A 19,714-nucleotide genomic window follows, 5' to 3' on the forward strand; every position below is an offset into this window, starting at 1 on the left:
CCCTAGATTTAATTCGGTCAACTGACGGGCACGCTGACCGAAGGTAAGGAGAGGTTACGCCCCTCGAAAACCCGCTAGAACCGTGCGTGTTTCCGAAGAACGTAAGCCTTAGATTTAATTCGGTCAACTAACGGGTACGCTGACCGAAGGTAAGGAGAGGTTACGCCCCTCGAAAACCCGCTAGAACCGTGTGTGTTTCCGAGGAACGTAAGCCTTAGATTTAATTCGGTCAACTAACTAGATTCTGTAAGAAAATTTTGCTCCTGCGGCTCGAGAGTGCTAGTATGAAAAGGAAAGCCTGCTGTCTTCAGAGCGGGCGAAGAACGGAGGAACTTCAAGCATGGACAAGTTCAACGTATTCGATGTTTCTTCGACGTTGATCGAGCGAATTCGGCGGCATCATGCGGAAGACGTAGCCATTGCCGCGTATTACGGTTCTTATCTGGACGGAACCGCGACGGATCGTTCCGATCTGGACTTCTTTTTCATTCCGGCTACTCCCGAAGGGAAGAACGCGGGTTTATCCTTTATCCTGCACGACATCGGTTTCGACTTCTGGCCGCTCAGTTGGGAACGGGCAGAGCGGATGGCGACGTTGGCGGACGGCAAAGCCGGCATTCTGGCCGATTGCCGTTTGTTGTATGTGCGATCGGACGAAGATCTGGAACGGTTCAACAATCTTAAGCGACAAATCAAAGACCTGCGTTCGTTCGAAGGCGAGGAAGAATTCATTCGTCTTGCGGAAACGAAGATGCAGGTTGTTTATCCCGTATTATACGAATTGCGGCGTGCGGGCACCGGACGGCCTTTGACTTATTATCGGATGCAGGCTTACGAGATCATGACGCCGATCTTCGAAGCGATCGCGCTGCTGAACCGGACCTATTTGCGCAAAGGTTGGGGCCGAAACCTGCCGCAGCTCTACAATATGTCGATTCGTCCGGAAGGTCTGGAGGCTAACGTGAACACCCTTCTGCGCAGCGCTAACGTGAACGAAACGGTTGCGGCTTGCGAACGGCTCGCGGATTCGCTTCGCGTCCTGATCGCTCGTCGGCGTAGCGAAGTCCAGACGGAAGAACCGGACTATCCGAAACGAGCCGTCGGATTTTACGAAGAGTTCAAAGGCATGCTCGACAAAGTGCAGTATGCTTGCGAACGCAAAGATTACGAAGTGGCTTTTTTCGCGGCGGCTCAAGCGGATGCGGAATTGTACAGTTTCTTGGTCTTCTGCGAAACCGGGCAATGGAAGCACGGATCGGAAGCGGCGGAAGAAGGGAAGAAAATCGCGGATGCGGCCAAGCTGCCCGCGCTCGTTCCGCTGTTGGACCCCGCGAACCTGATACCGCTTCAGTCGGCGTCGCATTGGTTGGCGATCACGTTGGAACGATATCTGCGCGGAAAAGGAGTCGAGATCCGGCGCTTTACGAGCTTGTCCGACTTCCGGAAGTACCTGTTCTGAATAAAACGCGAATACCGCCTCGAACGGCAACCCGTTCGCGAGGCGGTATTTTTTTCTCTTTAGCTTCCCGACATGGGAGAACGCTTGAGCGACACGCTGGATTCCCTGACGATCAGCCGCGGCTCGAACTCCACTTTCTCGTAATCGTCGCGGCTCTGTTCCCGGATTCTTCTCAGCAGCAGTTCGGTCGCCAGCCGGGCCACTTCGCTGCCCATGATCGACACCGAACTGATCTGCGGGCTGCTGATCGTGGTCCATTGGTTGTTGTCGATGCCGACGACGGCGACTTCTTCCGGAACGCGTACGCCCAGTTCTTTGAACCGATTGACCAAGCCGATCGCGACCATATCGTTAACCGCGTAGACGGCATCCGGCATGCGCGCGAGGCTATGGAAATAGTCGGCGGCGCGAACTCCGGTCTGAAGCGAGAAATCTTCCCCGAAATACACCAGCGAAGCATCTACCCGATCCAGCGCGAGTTCGTACGCCAGATAACGGTCTTCGATCACGTCTTTCTGCGTGCCGGCATACGCGATGCGCGTCCGTCCGATCTGCTGGAGATGCTCCATGACCAACTTGCCTTCCAGAATCGACAAACAGACCACGTCGGCTTTGAGCGAAGCGTCAAGCTGTTTGCCGTAATTGATAACCGAGATCGGAAGGCCGGCTTTGTTGATCAATTCGGGCAGTGTCTTGGGATAGGCCAGCGGCATGACGATCAGTCCGTCCACATGCAATTTCTTGATATCGCGCACCACTTCCAGTTCGGCTCTCGCGTTGCCGGCCGTATTGATCTGCACCACCCGGTAGCCGTGAGCTTTCGCCGCCTGCTCGACGGCCCAAGCGATATCGGGAATGATCGCGTTGCGAATATCCGGCACGGCCAGCGCGATTTGATTGGTCAGCCGGACTTTGAGACTCTGGGCGGAAGTATTCGGCACGAATCCCAATTCTTCGATCGTTTGCAGAATGCGGGTACGCGTCTTGGCGCTTATGCCTTCGCCGTTGTTGATCGCGCGGGAGACGGTGGCGATGCCGACGCCGGCATGGCGCGCCACGTCTTCGATCGTCACTTTTTTGGCTGCCAGAAAGATCACCTCTTGATTTCGGATTCTTATTTTCGGAATCGTTTCCGAATAAGAATGGAATGAATACCGTATCTCTATATTATAGCACCCCTTGCGAACGCAAGTTTAAAATTCAGGCATAAAAGCTTTTGAATGCTTATATTTCAGCTTTTACATAATACATTCGCCGCAGAACGCAAGGATATTTTAGCTTGTTTGGTTTGACAATGTGCCAATATTATGACATATTTATTTTCGGAAACGTTTCCGGAATGATCGGGACGTTCATGCCAAGACAACCGAAGGAGATGACCGGCAATGAAAGCATTGAGATGGCACGGACCTAAGGATCTGCGTTTGGAACAAATCGAAGAACCGAAGGCGCAGCCCGGCAAAGTCAAAATTAAAGTGGAATGGTGCGGCATCTGCGGCAGCGATCTGCACGAATATACGGCCGGCCCGATCTTTATTCCGGCCGGAGAACCGCATCCGATTACCGGCGAATCCGCTCCCGTCGTGATGGGCCACGAATTCTCGGGCCGCGTCGTGGAGACGGGCGAAGGCGTGACGCGCGTGCAAGTCGGCGACCGCGTCGTGGTGGAACCGATCTATGCTTGCGGTGAATGCGAAGCTTGCCGCAAAGGCAAATACAATCTGTGCGAAAAAATGGGCTTCCTCGGCTTGGCCGGAGGCGGAGGCGGTTTCTCGGAATACGTGACCGCTCAAGAATACATGGTGCATAAGATTCCGGACAGCATGTCTTACGAACAAGGCGCGCTGGTCGAACCATCCGCTGTCGCTCTGCATGCCGTTCGCCAAAGCAAACTCAGAGTCGGCGACAAAGCGGCGGTATTCGGCGCCGGCCCGATCGGGTTGCTCGTCATCGAAGCGCTCAAAGCATCGGGCGCGGCAGAGATCTACGCGGTCGAATTGTCGCCGGAACGCAAAGCCAAAGCGGCCGAACTGGGCGCGATCGTGCTCGATCCCAAAGAAATGGACGTCGTCTCCGAGATTCACGAGCGCACGGAAGGCGGCGTGGATATCGCTTACGAAGTCACCGGCGTTCCGAGCGTGCTCACTCAAGCGCTGGAATCGACCAACATCAGCGGCGAATTGATGATCGTCAGCATTTTCGAAAAAGAAGCGCCGATCATGCCGAACCGCATCGTCATGAAAGAACGGATGATCAACGGCATTATCGGTTACCGGAACGTTTTCCCGGCGGTCATCAGCTTGATGGAACAAGGCTACTTCCCGGCCGAGAAACTGGTAACCAAACGCATCGAGCTGGATCAAGTGTTGAGCGAAGGCTTCGAGACGCTGCTCAAAGAAAAAGACCAAGTCAAGATTCTGGTCAAAGCGGAATAATCAAGTCGACGTCTTGTTGAATAGCTATTGAACAGCCGAAGACAACAGGCTGCCCGCGAACCTTTCGGAAGGTTTCGGGCAGCCTGTTTATGTTGTCCGAAAATCGAAAACCGGCGTGCTGCGCGCGATTCGTCACTCGTTCGTCGCGGAAGCGGATTGACGTTTACCTGTACAATGTATATATTGTCTATATACAAAGTGAACAGGAGGTGGACGATGAATATCGTAATCTCCAATTCGTCCGGCGAACCGATCTATGCGCAGATCGTGTCGCAGATTCGGCAGTCGATCTTGACGGGAGAACTGCCGGCCGGTTCGTCTTTGCCTTCGATTCGCCAACTCGCGAAAGACTTGCAGATCAGCGTGATCACGACCAAGCGGGCTTACGAAGAACTGGAACGCGCGGGGCTGATCGATTCGATGGTCGGACGCGGTTCGTTCGTCTCCGGCGTCAACCGCGAGTTCTTGCGCGAGCAGCGCTTGAAGGCGCTTGAGGAGAAGTTGGCGGAAATCGCGGCCGAAAGCCGGACGCTCGGATTGGACAAGCAGGAGCTGATCGCTCTGCTGGAAACCGTATACGAGGAGGATGACAGATGAACGCGGTAAGAATGGAAAGCATCGGCAAACGCTACGACGGATTCGAATTGAACGGCGTAACCTTCGATGTCCGCAAAGGCTTCATCACCGGATTGATCGGGCCGAACGGTTCGGGCAAAAGCACGTTGATCCGCATGATGATGCAGATGGTTCGGCCCGATCAAGGGCATGTCGAATTGTTCGGACGAAGACTGCAAGGCGACGCGGCCGAGCTTCGGGGCAAGATCGGTTACGTGTCGGACGAAAGTTATTTTTACGAACATCTGACGTTGAAACGAATGAAGAATATTCTGGCCCCGTTCTACGGCGATTGGAACGAAGACGTCTTCCGCGGTTATCTGGACCGGTTCGAACTGCCCGAGAACAAGAAGATCAAAGAACTGTCCAAAGGCATGAAAATGAAGTTCTCGCTGGCGGTCGCTTTGTCCCATTCGGCCGAGCTGCTGATCATGGACGAACCGACGGCGGGGCTCGATCCCGTATTCCGGCGCGAACTGCTGGACCTGCTGGCCGAGCAGATCCAAGACGAGCGCCGATCGATCTTGTTCTCCAGCCATATCACCAACGACCTCGACCGGATCGCCGATTATATCGTGTTCGTCAACAAAGGCAGGCTGATCTTCGAAGAAACCAAAGACGCGGTGCTGGAACGTCATGCGCTCGTCAAAGGCGGCAAAGAACTGCTGGATGCCGATCTGCGCGCGCTCTTTATAGGGCTGAGAGAAACGGACATGGGGTTCGAAGGCTTAATGAAGGAACGCGAATCGGCGGAAAAGCTGTTCGGAGGTCTGGCCTTGATCGAACAGCCGACGCTCGAAGAGATCGTGTATTACACGGCGAAAGGGAAAGGGGAACGGGTTCATGCATAGCGTGGTTTATCTGGTCCGGAAAGATATTTTGCTGGTATATCGCTATATATTGATTCTTTTTCCGTTCTTCGCCTACATGACTTTCGCGCAAAACGCAAGCTTTTTGATCTATGCGATGATGCCGGCGATGATCTTGTTCATCACGTCCTGCACGATCGATATTCAGAATGGAACGCAGCGCTTTACGGCCAGTCTTCCGGTCAGCCGCCGTCAGTTCGTGCTTTCCAAGTATGCGAGCATCCTGCCTTTTACGGTGATCGGTTTAGTTTTCAGCGTCGTCTTTTATCTATGCGCGGGGCTGCTCGGAATCGAAGCGGGCGTTTTTCGCGCCCATGACATGCTGGCCGTGTTCGGATTGAACGCGTTGGTCGCTTCGATCTATCTGCCCGTTTATTATTGGCTGGGACCCAAAGGCATTCAGACTGTGCGTATCGTTTTTATGATTCTGGTGATCTTCGTGAGCACCTTGATCGGTTCGCTGGTCCAAAATTCGCTGACCATGCAAAGATGGATCGACGACGACATCTGGAGAGCCGCGCCGACGCTGCTGACGGCGGGCTTGGCGCTGACCGTGCTGGTGATCGCGTCCGCGGCGCTATCGATCAAGCTGTACGGACGGCGGGACGTATAGGAAAGATTCGTTTTCGGGGGTGGGAAAGGTTCCTATTCAAGAAAAGTCCTGTTTGAAAAGAACAGGACTTTTTGGCGTGTTCAGAAAGGGTTCGGACCGATAGGATAAGATAGGAAACCGAAACGGTTCGACATCCAGACGATTACAGAGGAGACAAGATCACAGATGACATCCAGCTTTTCCAAAGCCAAATGGGCCAAGAAAGCAGCCGTACTCAGTTTTTCGTTTGCATTGACTCTCGGGGCTTCCGTTCCGGCGGCGTTCGCCGATTCGATCGATCAAAATATCTCGAATGATGTAAACGTGAATGATCCGTCTTCCACGGATCCTAACACCTCTTCGCCGAACGTAGCCGATCCGCAAAACGAGAAAAATTGGACCAAAATTCAAGATATTAATGCGAAGGGTCTTGTTACTTCTCTTTTGGACTCTGACGGCAATATGTATACAATCGTCAACGATTATTCGCCTGATCGCAAAGGGATAGCCATTTATCGAAACGGAGATATCGAACCGTTATCTAAAGGCGATCTTCCGATCATACGTTCGAGTAATATGTCTTCTTTTGCGGCATACAAAGGCGTTCTTTATGCCGCATACAGAGACACGGAAAACGATATTGACGCGCCTCTTATCATCAAAAGGTTTGTAAACGGAACATGGGAAAATGTTGGCGCTCCTTTGACCGATGTCAAAGCTTCCAACATAACGCTTGGAGCAGGGAACGATCGACTTTATTTGGCTTATACGGACTCGGCCGCTTCCGGTGGTCTGACTATACAAAGCTACTCCCTAGGAACCAATTCTTCGGGGTCATGGGGGTTATTGGAAGGAACATCTCAGGGGAACAATCAGCATGATGTAAATTACATCAAAATGCAGGTCGTGGAAGGACAGCCTTTCATCATGTACAAAGTCTATGAAGGCGTGCAAAGTCGATTGCATTTTGTGACGTATGCAAGCGATTCTTCCGATACGGTTCTTATCCCGACAACCAAAGAAGTCGAAATTCCTTCTTCGATTGGCGAGATCTCTTACGCGACGGACGGATTAGGCATGCATGCGATTTATTATATAGACTCGACACAAACACCGGAACAGGCGCTGCAAATCAAAACGTATACGCAAACTCTTGATGAAAATAACGATGCTTGGCTGCACGCCGGAAGTCCAGGATTGATGGCAAAAGGCGGACAGAGCGGAAAACAAATTACTTTCGCGGGAGGATACCTATACGCGGCTTATAATTCGGGCGAACAACAAGCACCTTCGGTATCCAAATATAACGGCAGCATATGGGAATCTCTTCCGAACGCGACGCCTGAAGGAATTCCTTATCAACGGGACGGGATTCCGGCTTTGATCAACGCAACCCAAGATGTCGTGTACGTGAATTACCAATATGCGGTGGGTATGACGATCAGTACGCTTACTTTAAGATTCGGAACTCCGATTTCCGAAACGATTCCCGATCCCGGCACTACGCCTACTCCGAACCCCGGCACTGGCGGATCGGACGGAGGAGCCGGCGGCGACAATCCGGGCACGGGCGGCGGCTCCACTCCTCCGGTCGTCATAACGCCGCCTACGCCTGACCCTGCACCTACGCCTAACCCGACGCCGGCTCCGACAACGAGCTCTCCGGCTCCGAGCACGCCTTCGACTCCGGTTCCCGCTCCTGCGCCGGCCGCTTCGGCTCTGCTGCCGGTGATCGTGGGCGGCAAAAACGTGAGCGCTTTGTCTTCCGCCCAGACGTCGAACGTCGGCGGGATCCGCACGACGAACTTTAAACTCGACGAAGCCAAGATTTTGTCCGAACTGCCGAATTCGGGCAGCGGCGGCATCATCGTTCCGCTGGCGGAATCGGCGAACAAGCTGACCGGGGAGATCAGCGGCAAGCTGCTCGGCTCGCTGCGCCAAGGCAACCTGCCGCTGACGATCCGCACGCCGGACTTTTCGGTCAAGCTGCCGGCTTCCGGCCTGAACGTTCAATCGGTTTCCGGCACGGTCGACGCCGCCGCCGTTTACAACATCGAAGTCAGCGCTCCTTCCGAGGCGGAGACCGAATCGCTGAACAAAGCGATTGCCGAACGCGGCGGACAGCGGTCCGATCTGGCGCCGCTCAAGTTCAGCTTGGCCGCCGGCGCAGGCGCGAACGAAGCGTGGACCGACAAATTCGAAAATTACGCGGAGTACTCGGTGAAACTGCCGACAAGCGCCGTTTCCGCCGGATTGACGGGCGTCACGCTGAATCCCGACGGCACGCTCAAGCCGCTGCCGACGAGAATCGTCGAACTAGGCGGCGAGAAGTACGTCGTCGTCAAGACGCTGGAAGGCGGGGGCGTATCTTTCATGAACGCGCAGTCTTCTTACGCGGATACCGATAACCACTGGAGCCGGTCGGCGGTCGAAGATCTTTCCGCCCGCCAGATCCTCAACGGGGAAAGCACGGGGCAATTCGCGCCGAACCGTCCGGTTACCCGCGCGGAATTCGCGGCCGCGGTCGTTCGCGCTTACGCGCTGTACGACCGCGGAACCGAACGTTCTTTCAAAGACGTGAAGGCCTCCGACTGGTACGCGGAAGCCGTTCGCACCGCCGCCCAATGGAACCTGATCAACGGGCAAAGCGACGGAGGCTTCGCTCCGGACCGGACGATCAGCCGCGAGGAAGCGGCGGCGATTCTGGGACGCGCCCAGTCGGCGCTGACGCCGGATACGGCAGTCGGCGGTTCGGCTTCGATGCAGCTCGGCAGCTTTGAAGATTCCGGCGAAGTCAGCGATTGGTCCCGTTCGGCGGTCGAGCAGATGATACGCCAAGGCGTTATTCGGGGCTACGACGGAAGCCTGAAGCCGGGCAGCGACGTGACGCGCGGCGAGACGGCGGCTATGCTGCAGCGTTTGCTGAGCCAATCCGGAATGATCGATTGATTTCTTGAAATTCGAGCATCGCCTTTTTCTGAATATGAGCCAAACCGGAGGTCCGGAACGTCAACCACGACGTTCCGGACCTTTTTTTCGAATGAATCGGCGTTTTTTGCCAATTTGTAAAACGAAGAGGTAAGCACTATACTTAAAGTGACCGATATTGGGAGTAGGCATACTATTCGACATGACGGCCGGACGCCGAGTTCGGGTGCCCCCTGCAGAGAGGAACGAGAACGAAAGTGATAGAAAATAACGCTTTGGACTTGACCAAAAACCGGGTTCCGATGGAACAGTTGAAATCGTTTCGCGACGAAGTGACCCGCTTTATGATGACCTACAAGTTTGCGCTTGACGAGATGGAGACGAAGATCGATATTCTCAAACAAGAATTTCAGACGCTGCACGATTACAGTCCGATCGAGCATACCAAATCCCGTCTGAAATCGCCGGAAAGCATCGTGAACAAGCTGGTTCGCAAAAACCGCAATATTTCGCTCGAGTCGATCAAAGAACATATCCGCGATATCGCCGGCCTGCGCATCACCTGCTCGTTCATCTCCGACATCTACAAAGTAAGCGAGATGCTGAAGCAGCAGGACGACCTGAAAGTGCTGGAAGTCAAAGATTATATCGCGAATCCCAAACCGAACGGTTACCGCAGCCTGCATCTGTTGATCGAAGTGCCGGTCTTCTTGTCCGATCGGACCGAACATGTCTGCGTCGAACTCCAGATCCGCACCATCGCGATGGATTTCTGGGCCAGCCTCGAACACAAAATCTTCTACAAGTATAATCAGGACGTTCCGGAAGAATTGTTGGCCGAACTCAAAGCCGCGGCCGATTCCGCCAGTTCGCTGGATCTTCAGATGGAACGCTTGCAGCATGAAGTTCAGGCGATCAAAGACGCGCATGACGCCGAAGAACGCGAACTTCTCAAAACGATTCATATCAACGGACAGCAGTTCCGGATTCCGGGCACGCTGCTGGATATTTTGGGGCAGCATTGACGGATTCTGAAAAAGACCGGGGAGGTTCATCTTCCGATCGGTCTTTTTTCCTATATTTTATAGGCCGAATTAGGGATGAGACATTGATTTTAACGGCGGGTGACCTTAGTATAGGGATACTTGGTAGTCATTGTATCGCGATAAAGTCGCGGACAACTTACATGGAAACTGCGGCTGCATGGGGGAGGAGACACCTTGCCGGATCATCATTCAGACAAAAAAACGGCTTCGATTAAAAGACCGGACTGGGAACTGCTTGACCGGGCGGCGGAGCGAGGGGGCTGTAGCCGCGAAGAATTCGAGGTACTGCTCGATCGGTTGGAGATTCAGCCTTATCGGGACATTAACGTGGCGATCGGGCCGGTTCAGCAGGCGCTGGTCGCCGCCGAACGGCTCGGGTACGAAGATCTGATTCAGCGCACTCGCTTGATTCACGCCGACGTGATCGGCCGGCAGGGCAAAGTGGCCGAGAGCGGACGTTTGATTCGGGAGATCAATGCTTGGGCGTCGGAGCACGGCCACGATCATATTCTCGCGCGGAGCCATCGCTTGCTGTGCAGCTTCTTCCGCAGGCTCGGCGATCACGACAGCGCGCTCGAACATGCTCTTCGCGCCTTGAAGCATCTGCCGAGCGGGGTAGCGCCCGCCACGCGCGCGGATCACTTGATGATTCTCGCTTTGGCGCTGGACGAGTCGGGCGCTTACGACGATGCGAAACAGCGTTTCGACGAGGTGTTGGCGATCGCCGACGCGACGGACGATGTCCAATTTGCTTTGTATGCGCTCAACAATATGGCGTTTACGTATTACGATCTCGGCGATCTCGAGAAAGCCGCGCAGTTGATCGAGGAGATCCGCGAACTGTCCGGACGGCACGGGCTTCGGATCGACATGATGCTGCTGGACACGATCGCCAAAGGCGAAATCCTGCTGGGCGATCCGCAAGCCGCCGAGAAGACGCTGCTGTCCGTGGTCTCCGACCCGTCGCAGAGAAAGCTCAGCGAATTGGCTTCGCTGCCGGAATGCATGCTGACGATCACGCAGGCGCAGCTGATGCAAGGCAAACTGGCCGAAGCGCAGGCTATGCTGGACGAGGCCCGTCATCTGTGCGACGATCACGGCTTGACCGGACTCGGCGTGCGGGTTCGGCTTCGTCAGGCCGAGCTGTATGCGGCCGCGGGACGTTACAAAGAAGCGTACGAGGAACACCGCGTGTTCCACGACGAATCGGAAGCGCTTCGCTCGGCCGAACGCGAAGCCAAAGCGCGCATCTTCCAGGCCGTATTCGAGGCCGAGGAGGCTCGCAAGAGCAGCGAGCACTTCCGCGAGATGGCGCTGCGCGATCCGCTTACCGGACTGCGCAATCGCCGCTTTATCGACGAGCATCTCAACGAGCTGCTGGTGCAGTCCGCGGAGAACGGCGAACCGCTCACGGTCGCGATCATCGATTTGGACTTCTTCAAGCGGATCAACGATACGCTCTCGCACGTCGTCGGCGATACGGTCTTGATCAACGTGGCGAAGATCCTGTCGGTCGCCGCCCCGGAGAAAGCTTCGGTGGCGCGCATGGGCGGCGAGGAATTCGTCGCCATGTTCCCGCGTACCGACGCGAAGCAGGGGCGCGAGTTGGCGAATCGGATGTGCCTCGCGATCCGGAACGCGGATTGGAGCCCGATCACGGGCAAATTGCCCGTGACGGCAAGCATCGGCGTACATACCGTGTACGGCGGCGGCATCAGCCGCACGGATCTGCTCGCGGTAGCCGACCGCCGGTTATATATGGCGAAACGGTCGGGCAAAGACCGGGTCGTGGCGGAAGGGTAATACGGACTCGATCGCGCAGCCCCGGCAGGGATTTCGGACCTGCCGGGGCTGTTTGCCGTGCATTTTCGAACGGTTGCGTGTTTAATAAAGTAAGAAGCAAGCGGACAGGAGGAGTTATCGATGAGCAAAAAGGTATTGGTCGTAGACGACGAACCGGGGATTCGCAGCGCGATCGCGTACGCCCTGAAACGGGAAGGATACGAGACGGAAACGGCGGCCGACGGGGAAGAAGCGCTCGAGAAAGTCGAAAGTTTCGGCCCTTCGGTCTTGGTGCTCGACGTCATGATGCCCAAAATGGACGGATACGAAGTCTGCCGACGTCTGGAGAACCGCAGCGGAATCGGCATTATTCTGCTCACGGTCAAGAACGACATGATCGACAAGATCGTCGGGCTGGAACTGGGCGCGGACGATTATATGACGAAGCCGTTCGAGATCCGCGAAGTGCTGGCGAGAGTCAAAGCTTTGATGCGCCGTCTGGAGAAAAACGGAGCGGCCGCGGGCGGCGGCGAATCCGGCGATTCGGCCCCTGACGAAGCGGAAGCCGGCGATCTCGTGGAACTCGGCCCGCTGCGGATCCGCATCTCGCACCGTTCGGCCGAACTCGACGGGCAGGAGCTGGAATTGACGCCCAAAGAATTCGATCTGCTGACGCTGCTCGTCTCCCGGCCGGCCCGCGTCTTCACGCGCGACGACCTGCTGGACCGGGTATGGAGCATGGATTACGCGGGCGGCACGCGCACGGTGGATATCCATGTGCAGCGTCTGCGCAAAAAGCTCGGCGAGCATCATCAGGGAATGCTGCAAACGGTATACGGCGTCGGGTATAAGGCGGCTCTGCCGTCATGAGAATCAGCATCAAGCTGAAATTCACGCTGTTTCTGGCCGTGCTGCTGATTCTGACGGTCGGCGTATTGAGCGCATTGGTGCTGCGAGGCACGGAAGAGAGCCAGAAAGAGCAGATCGAAGCGACGATGGCGCGGCAGACGCAGCTCGCGAATCTGCGGGTCAGACAAGAGTATTATTCGCAGACGCCGAGACTTCAGCCGCCGGCTTTTCTGAAGCAGGAAGGCGTGCGTTTATCGGACGAGCTGTCGGATCTGATCGGCATGCCCGTGACCTTATACGATGCCGAAGGCGGCCGGATCGGCACGTCGCTGCCCGGAGAGATCGGACCGCTGGAAGGAGACGCTTCGGGCGCATCGGCTTTTCGTTACGCGATCGGCGGGCAGGTGGCGTATTGGAAGCAGGGCAGTTCGCTGGAATATTTCGCGCCGCTGGAAGGCCCGGACGGGCAGCTCGGCGTAATCCGTTTCCGTTATCCGATCGGCAGCTACCAAGCGGCTTACGCGGATATTCGCGACCTCTTCGTGACGATCGGACTCAGCGTGGTCGCGCTCAGCTTCGTGCTGGGGTATCTGTTCTTCAACCGCTTCGCGGGCGGCATCGTCCGATTGAAAAAAGCGGCGGACGCGATCCGACGGGGCGAGTTTATCCGTTCGGCTCCGCTTAAACGCAGCCGCGACGAACTGGGTCAGCTCGGCGAAGGATTGTACGAGATGAGCGGCGCGATCGAACGCAATATCTCGGCCATGCAAGGCGAACAGCGCAAGCTCAAGCTCGCGGTAGAGAAATTGCAGGCGCTCGAGCGGCAGCAAAAAGAATATATCGGCAGCATCAGCCACGAGTTCAAAACGCCGCTCACTTCGATCAAAGCCTACGTCGAACTGCTGGAGATGTACGGCGACGATCCGAATCTGCTGGAAGAAGCGCGGCTCAATATCGGCAAAGAAGCGGAGCGGCTGTACGAGATGGTCGAGAAAGTGCTTCGGCTCGCGGAATTGGAGAAATACGATTTCGAACTGCAGGCCGGCGAGATGGACGCGGACGAAGCGCTGGCCGATATCGCCGGACGGATGCGGGGCAAAGCGGAGAGGTTCGGTCTGACGCTTCGCCTAGACGCCGAGCAGGATGGCGAAGATGCGGTTCATCGGGCCCCGATCTGGTTCGACCGGGAAAGTTTTATGCATATTTTCGTGAATTTGTTGGATAACGCGATCAAATACAATGTCGCGGACGGGACGGTAACGGTGGAGAGCGGAGTGAAGCGGATCGGGCAGGAGGAACGTCTGGCGGTTCGCGTCGCGAATACCGGACCGGCGATTCCCGAAGAGCTGCGCGAACGCATCTTCGAACCGTTCTTCACCGTCAACCGGGACCGGGCGCGGCAGTCGGGCGGCAGCGGCTTGGGTCTGGCATTGGTCAAAAGGCTGACGGAAGCGCAGGGCGGCACGATCGAGCTGGTGTCTTCCGACGAAAGCGGTACTTTATTCGAATTGACGTTTCCTTTTGCGGGCAAAGAAGCGGCGAAGGCATAAGGATAGAACGCATCCCAATCAGGACGGCGGGATTGTTTACGCGGCTGAAACATTTTCGAAGCATTTGTCCGGTACACTGGTTCTATTCATAACGAGGGGAAGGAACGACCCATGACTATTCATAAACGGATCAACGCTTTATCGGCTGCCGCGGCCGCGATCCTGCTGCTGGCCGGATGCGGATCCCAGCCTTCGGCTTCGGAACCCGTCGTCGTGGCGCCGGGCGGCGCGCAGCAGACGAACACCGACACATCGGCCGCGAAGCCCGACATCACGGTGACGGAAAATACGAATCAATCGGTCTACGCCGATCTCAAATTGGAAGACATTCAGAAAGTGAACGGCGTGCGAGGTCAAGACTGGCTCGGCGAAAACGAGATTCTGGTGGATCGGCAGGACGACTCCGGCGATCCGCAGGCGTTCGGCGACGGACAGATGCTTCCGCACGGTCTATACGCGCACGAATTGGAAGGCGGCGGAGAAAAAGCGATCGTCGCGGACGCGGACAAAAATTGGAGCGGAGCCAAATTGTCGCCGGACAAAAAGCATCTTTTTTACCAAGAGATCTTCGAAATGACGGGCATCGGCTACATCATGGATCTGAAGACCGGTAAATCGGTGCAGATCGCCAAAGGCCGGGAGATCTTGATCGACGGCGCATGGCTGGATAACGAGCATTTCGTGTACGGGAATATCGAAGGCGGATTGTTCGAGACCGATCTGCAAGGGAACGAGACGCAGCTACTGGACCTGACCCAAGACGCCGGTCAGCGCGCCAACGGGATTCAGGCCGCCGGAGACATCGTGTATTATACGGGGCTGAACGAGCAGGAACTGTTCGCTTACCATACTTCGACGAAGAAGCTCGAACGGTTCGGCAGCGGCATCCAATGGGCGATCCCTTCGCCGGACGGCAGCCAATTGGCGCTCGTCAAGCGTACCGCGCAGACCGAAATGACGCTGATGCTGACCGATCTGGCCGGCAACGAGAAAAAGACGCTGGCTTCCGGCACGCAGGTATTCGGCACAAGCTGGTCGCCCGACGGCAAACGCCTCGCGTATACCGTGACCTCCGCCGATGACGGCAGCAAAGACGGTTTCTATATCTCCGATGCCGCGACGGGAGAAGCTTTCATGATCTCCTCCGACCTCGCCGACGCCGGCGACGCGATGAAATGGAGCGAATCCGGCACGAAGATCATGGTCAACAAGTCGGAGCGCGAGAACGGGCAGATGGGCTTCCAGACTTCGATTATTACGGTGTCTTGGTAGGAACGGGATGACAGGGATAGGAAACTGAAAAGGAAGAAGGAGCTCGCGCAAAAGCGCGGGCTTTTTTGCGTGAAGAAGCGGGAGAGTAATGAGAAAAAGTGATATTCATGCTGGATTGGTAAGGTTATACTGGAAGTGTGGATGTGATATACATGAAATAAGAGAGTTCCGCAATATCGGTTTGAGTGAGAGATTTGTGCAGTTCGTGAATACTGCGGGAGGTAGCGAATTTAGGAAGTTCGTGAAAAAGACGTTATATAACATATGATGAAGAAAATAAATTTCAAGAGGTTTTTATGAATAATAAACACGTGAAATTCAGTTATAGTCAAGCAATTCAATTAGCGAATTGGTCGATAGATATATTTTACAATGAAGAGGCTGTTCATGGATTTATTTTCAAAGATTTTTGGGAAGAGTTGAAGGAAGAGATTATACCGAGATTATTTAAACCACATAAAAAGACGATTTTACATTACTATTTAGAATACGTTGATGGATTTGTTGAACATGATCTAAGAAGCACCTTAAAGAATCTTAGTATTTCTGAATATGAGTCATATATTTACTATGAAATTAAGTTCATTGAAGGAGCGGGAATAGATTTATCTGACGTGGATTTGGATTTTGAAGCTATAAGTAATTGTAATCATTGTAAATCTTGTATTTCATGCATTCAATTTGAGAATTTTATTGATACTATTCATGGCATACAGGAAGAGATTAAACCAATAGCAATTAATTCAAGCTTTCATTTACTGATGCTAAATAAGTCGTTTCTTAGAGATTTTCATGAAGAAATCGCAAATCATTTAGTTGATGAAAAAGAAGATTTGAATGTAGATTATCCTGAAGGTTTTAAAAAAGGAAACAAAGTTAAAAGAAACAGGTGGCCTGCTTGGTTAAAGAAAGGGTTATTTTATAGAGATAATGGCGTTTGTGTAGTTTGTAGATGTGACATGACAGGTGTCATTAATCGTGGAGGAGATTTTGAAATAGATCATATTGTGCCTATTTCTAATTACGGAAGTAATGACCCTTCAAATTTACAAATTCTATGTAAAGACTGTAATTTGAAAAAATTAAACAAAAGTAGCTTGATCTCAGTTTATTCAGTACCTTTGTGGAATATTTAAGTGACTTGTTTGTAGTTCAAAGAAGTATCATACGTCATATAACATAATATTCACGCTGCGGGCATACGCCCTAGGTCCGACAGTCGTCGGACACTCAGCATACGCTGAGTCGTGAATACGGGAACGTTATCGGAAATCAGCGCAATCATATCCAAAGGATCGTAGTAACTCAAAAACACTCTAACCTTCTTTAAATTCATGAAAGAACGGGGGGATTATATGTCCGATTTTCTTTTATATGATTATTTAATGATTTATTCCGATGAGAAATATACAAAGAAAACAAAAACGATTGAAATTGAGAAATTCTTTATTGAAATATTAGAGTTTAACAAAATAAGTAATTTGAAATTTTCCAAAATGATTAATGATGAATTGATAATAGCTACTGGTCTTTTAGCTGATTCAGAAGGTAGTTATGCTTTTTATACTCTAAAAGGAATAGAAGAGATTAACCTAATAGAAATAGATATACCTCAAAAGATGAAGATAGAAATAGAAGAGTCAATTTTAGAAATTGCAAATGCAATAGCAAGTAAATTCTCATGGATGATAGATGAACGAAGATAATAAATGATTTTAGTGTGCTAAATCGAAGAAGGCGCTGACATCCTATAACATAATATTCACGCTGCGGACATTCTTCCTTGGCCCGGCATTCGCCGGACACTCGACATGCGTCGAGTCGTGGATATACAGGAACGTTATATGAAATTACTGAAAAGCATCAAATAGAGAGAAGGTGAGCCATTATAGTGAATTCCAATGAGAATAAATTAAATGATTTTTTCCAACAGTTCGAAAACATTAAACAAACCTATAGTGATTTATCTTCTTCATGCTTACATAAGGAATCAAAAATGTCATGGACTGAATTTAAGAAAGAATATGAGAGTATAGGGAAAGTAATTAGCCCTGACAAGTTCAAAGATATTCAAACAGAATTAATAGAAGAAGTGATGTATTCAATATTAGAAATGCTTGATGGTTATAGTGATTTAGGTTTTGATCTTGATGTGGTAGACAAACAAACAGGGGAATCTATAAAAAACGGAGTACAACTACACGATAGATATAGAGATTTCGTAGATGAAAATAAATAATGGAAGCAGATCAAGAAGACAGTAACATCATATAACATAATATTCACGCTACGGACATTCGTTCTGGGTCCGGCATTCGCGGGACACTCAGCATACGCTGAGTCGTGAATACAGGAACGTTATCTGAAATATGGTAAAACCATTTATGAAATGAGTGAACTTATGAATATACATGATTTAAGAAATTGAGTGTACAAGCACAATGCAAGAGATCGAGCGTTAGAAGCGTTCTGGCTTAACGTAATTACTTTTAGGATTGAGGAGCCAGAAGAGTTTGAAGAACTATTTTGGGATTATGACGAGCAGTATTTGAAAGTCTTAATCGAAGATATTTCGTTGCATATCAAGAGTTTAGACTACATAGAAGTAGGGAATAAAGAGCGGGAATATATCGAAGTCAAGGTTAGAATTGAATATCGATCCAACCATGTAGGTTACTACCGAATACACTTCAATATAGACGGTAAGATCAAGGATGACTTTTTCATCACAGAATGGACAGGATTAAGATTATATCAAACAAGAGGATTGTTAGAAGATATTAAAGTAGAGATCAACGACGACTTAATCAAGGGAAAGATAACAGAAAAAGAAGCCATAAGATTAAAAGCAATTATTGAAGAAAAAAAAGAACAGATCCGGAAGGAATTTAGTCATTCTGAGTAAGTGATTCAAGAAGCCACCGTACATCAGATAACATAATATTTACGCTGCGGACGTACGTCCTTGGTCTGGCATACGCCAGACACCCGAAACGCGTCGGGTCGTAAATACAGGAACGTTATCTGCAATTTCTCAAATACATAGTAGGAGAGAACAAAAATGCGAAATCACAATGATGAAAAATCTGCTTTAGAAGAAGCTGCTATTAGCATATTTATAAACATATATAATTTCAATCGACAAGACGATTTGAAAGTCGTAGAAAAACAAGAATGTCCAGACTATATTTTAAAGAATATAAAGGGCGGTTTTATAGGCGTAGAAGTAACTCACTTATTTTATGACTCGGAAGAAGCTAAGATGTTATTAGGCAGATCTGATAAAGAATTTCACGCATTAGAAAGCTCAACACATTATATAAAAACTCTTAATGAATTGTTAAAGCAAAAGGAAAAAAAGATAGATAAGTACGATGTGGTTTATCCTGTAGCGCTTCTAGTCAGGAATGCTTCTCCTGTATATGGAATGAGTGACTTTCTTAAATACAAGAATGAAATATACAAGCCAGAAAAGTATAGTCACATTTGGTTTGTTTCGAAAGATGGAAATAATAATGAGTGGCTATTGAAAGACTTACTTACTGATTAGATTAATCGAAGAAGAGAGAAACAGCAGATAACATAATATTCACGCTGCGGACATTCGTCCTTGGTCCGGCATTCGCTGCACACTCGACATGCGTCGAGTCGTAAATACAGGAACGTTATCGGAAATCAGCGCATTTAAAAGACTGAAAAGACGAGGACGATAAAATGAACAATAATCGAAAAGTCTGCTTATATGATTTGGAACAATTAGCTTTAATTATAAAAACTAAATCAGGAGTGATTTACTTTAATCAAGCAGGTGGTTATGCGTGTATGCAGCCATCTGTAGAAGGCATTTTTACATTTATTGAAGACGATACTAAGGATGCTTTGAATTTCTTAATGAAATACACTTTAAATAAAACGAATTTGACTAATGAAGATGCCGATTATATCGATTTATATTTTCAAGAAAATAGAAATACGAGTTTTTTATCTATTGATAGACATAGGCTCAGTGAGTCAATGGAAGCATGGATAAATGTTAATATTTGTTATGAAGAAAACAGTAGAATATCGTTTGAGGGATTTACTGAGAATGAAGGTATATTAACTTGGAGTAATAGCGATTAGAACATAATAACATTGATATAAATAAAAATAATTTAGTGGATTCTAAGAAGGTGCTGACATCCGATAACATCGCATTCAACGCTACGGTCTGGGACAAGCCCAATCCTTGGTACGGAAGAGGCATTTCGGGGGAGTGGATTCACCGGACACCTCCCGCCGCCTAACTGCCGAAAGCGGCAGTTAGGCGGCGGGAGG

At 51.2% G+C, this 19,714-nt stretch carries 18 protein-coding genes; 17 read left to right on the forward strand and 1 reads right to left on the reverse strand.

Features of this window, described 5'->3' with window-relative positions; all coding sequences use genetic code 11:
- Positions 1-340 precede the first annotated feature (340 nt).
- Entirely contained in the window at positions 341-1,459 is a 1,119-nt protein-coding gene (locus tag CDO73_RS17060; RefSeq protein ID WP_088489735.1) for a hypothetical protein, read from the forward strand.
- Positions 1,460-1,518: 59 nt separating this feature from the next.
- Here CDO73_RS17060 and CDO73_RS17065 read toward each other — a convergent pair whose 3' ends face one another.
- Positions 1,519-2,556: a LacI family DNA-binding transcriptional regulator gene (locus CDO73_RS17065; RefSeq protein ID WP_256972737.1), complete on the reverse strand. Its 1,038-nt coding sequence runs from the start codon at positions 2,554-2,556 to the stop codon at positions 1,519-1,521.
- Between the two features lie 288 nt (positions 2,557-2,844).
- On the opposite strand from CDO73_RS17065, the gene CDO73_RS17070 reads away from it, so the two are divergent.
- The 16 genes from CDO73_RS17070 (at position 2,845) to CDO73_RS26515 (ending at position 19,519) form a co-directional block, all read left to right on the forward strand.
- A complete protein-coding gene (locus CDO73_RS17070; RefSeq protein WP_088489736.1) occupies positions 2,845-3,894 on the forward strand; it encodes a 2,3-butanediol dehydrogenase in 1,050 nt (349 codons plus the stop codon).
- Between the two features lie 216 nt (positions 3,895-4,110).
- The gene (locus CDO73_RS17075) at positions 4,111-4,491 is read left to right on the forward strand and encodes a GntR family transcriptional regulator (protein ID WP_088489737.1); all 381 of its coding nucleotides are present in this window, start codon (positions 4,111-4,113) and stop codon (positions 4,489-4,491) included.
- Positions 4,488-5,360: an ABC transporter ATP-binding protein gene (locus CDO73_RS17080; RefSeq protein ID WP_088489738.1), complete on the forward strand. Its 873-nt coding sequence runs from the start codon at positions 4,488-4,490 to the stop codon at positions 5,358-5,360. The genes CDO73_RS17075 and CDO73_RS17080 overlap by 4 nt, the downstream gene beginning before the upstream one ends.
- Positions 5,353-5,991, forward strand: a complete 639-nt coding sequence (locus CDO73_RS17085) for an ABC-2 transporter permease (protein ID WP_088489739.1) — start codon at positions 5,353-5,355, stop codon at positions 5,989-5,991. Before CDO73_RS17080 ends, CDO73_RS17085 begins: the two co-directional genes overlap by 8 nt.
- A 906-nt stretch (positions 5,992-6,897) precedes the next feature.
- Positions 6,898-8,919 carry an S-layer homology domain-containing protein gene (locus CDO73_RS17090; RefSeq protein ID WP_179218730.1) on the forward strand — a complete coding sequence of 674 codons (2,022 nt, stop codon included), beginning with the start codon at positions 6,898-6,900 and terminating at the stop codon, positions 8,917-8,919.
- 281 nt (positions 8,920-9,200) lie between these two features.
- On the forward strand, positions 9,201-9,923 hold the full coding sequence (locus CDO73_RS17095; protein WP_088489759.1) for a GTP pyrophosphokinase: 723 nt from the start codon (positions 9,201-9,203) through the stop codon (positions 9,921-9,923).
- A 195-nt stretch (positions 9,924-10,118) separates the two neighbouring features.
- Entirely contained in the window at positions 10,119-11,747 is a 1,629-nt protein-coding gene (locus CDO73_RS17100; RefSeq protein ID WP_088489741.1) for a GGDEF domain-containing protein, read from the forward strand.
- Between the two features lie 120 nt (positions 11,748-11,867).
- A complete protein-coding gene (locus CDO73_RS17105) occupies positions 11,868-12,596 on the forward strand; it encodes a response regulator transcription factor (protein ID WP_088489742.1) in 729 nt (242 codons plus the stop codon).
- Complete coding sequence (locus CDO73_RS17110; RefSeq protein WP_088489743.1) at positions 12,593-14,125, forward strand: sensor histidine kinase; 1,533 nt, start codon at positions 12,593-12,595, stop codon at positions 14,123-14,125. Before CDO73_RS17105 ends, CDO73_RS17110 begins: the two co-directional genes overlap by 4 nt.
- Before the next feature lie 111 nt (positions 14,126-14,236).
- Positions 14,237-15,397, forward strand: a complete 1,161-nt coding sequence (locus tag CDO73_RS17115) for a PD40 domain-containing protein (protein WP_088489744.1) — start codon at positions 14,237-14,239, stop codon at positions 15,395-15,397.
- A gap of 296 nt (positions 15,398-15,693) precedes the next feature.
- On the forward strand, positions 15,694-16,533 hold the full coding sequence (locus CDO73_RS17125; RefSeq protein ID WP_088489746.1) for an HNH endonuclease: 840 nt from the start codon (positions 15,694-15,696) through the stop codon (positions 16,531-16,533).
- Positions 16,534-16,752: 219 nt separating this feature from the next.
- On the forward strand, positions 16,753-17,103 hold the full coding sequence (locus CDO73_RS17130) for a hypothetical protein (RefSeq protein WP_088489747.1): 351 nt from the start codon (positions 16,753-16,755) through the stop codon (positions 17,101-17,103).
- Positions 17,104-17,288: 185 nt separating this feature from the next.
- Entirely contained in the window at positions 17,289-17,636 is a 348-nt protein-coding gene (locus CDO73_RS17135; protein WP_143536144.1) for a hypothetical protein, read from the forward strand.
- A 189-nt stretch (positions 17,637-17,825) separates the two neighbouring features.
- Positions 17,826-18,302 carry a hypothetical protein gene (locus CDO73_RS26805; RefSeq protein ID WP_256972738.1) on the forward strand — a complete coding sequence of 159 codons (477 nt, stop codon included), beginning with the start codon at positions 17,826-17,828 and terminating at the stop codon, positions 18,300-18,302.
- Between the two features lie 156 nt (positions 18,303-18,458).
- Positions 18,459-18,947, forward strand: coding sequence for a hypothetical protein (locus tag CDO73_RS17150; RefSeq protein WP_088489749.1), 489 nt, complete (start codon positions 18,459-18,461; stop codon positions 18,945-18,947).
- A gap of 164 nt (positions 18,948-19,111) precedes the next feature.
- Positions 19,112-19,519, forward strand: a complete 408-nt coding sequence (locus tag CDO73_RS26515; RefSeq protein WP_143536145.1) for a DUF6210 family protein — start codon at positions 19,112-19,114, stop codon at positions 19,517-19,519.
- Positions 19,520-19,714 lie beyond the last annotated feature (195 nt).

Source organism: Saccharibacillus sp. O23, from assembly GCF_002205895.1.
GTDB lineage: Bacteria > Bacillota > Bacilli > Paenibacillales > Paenibacillaceae > Saccharibacillus.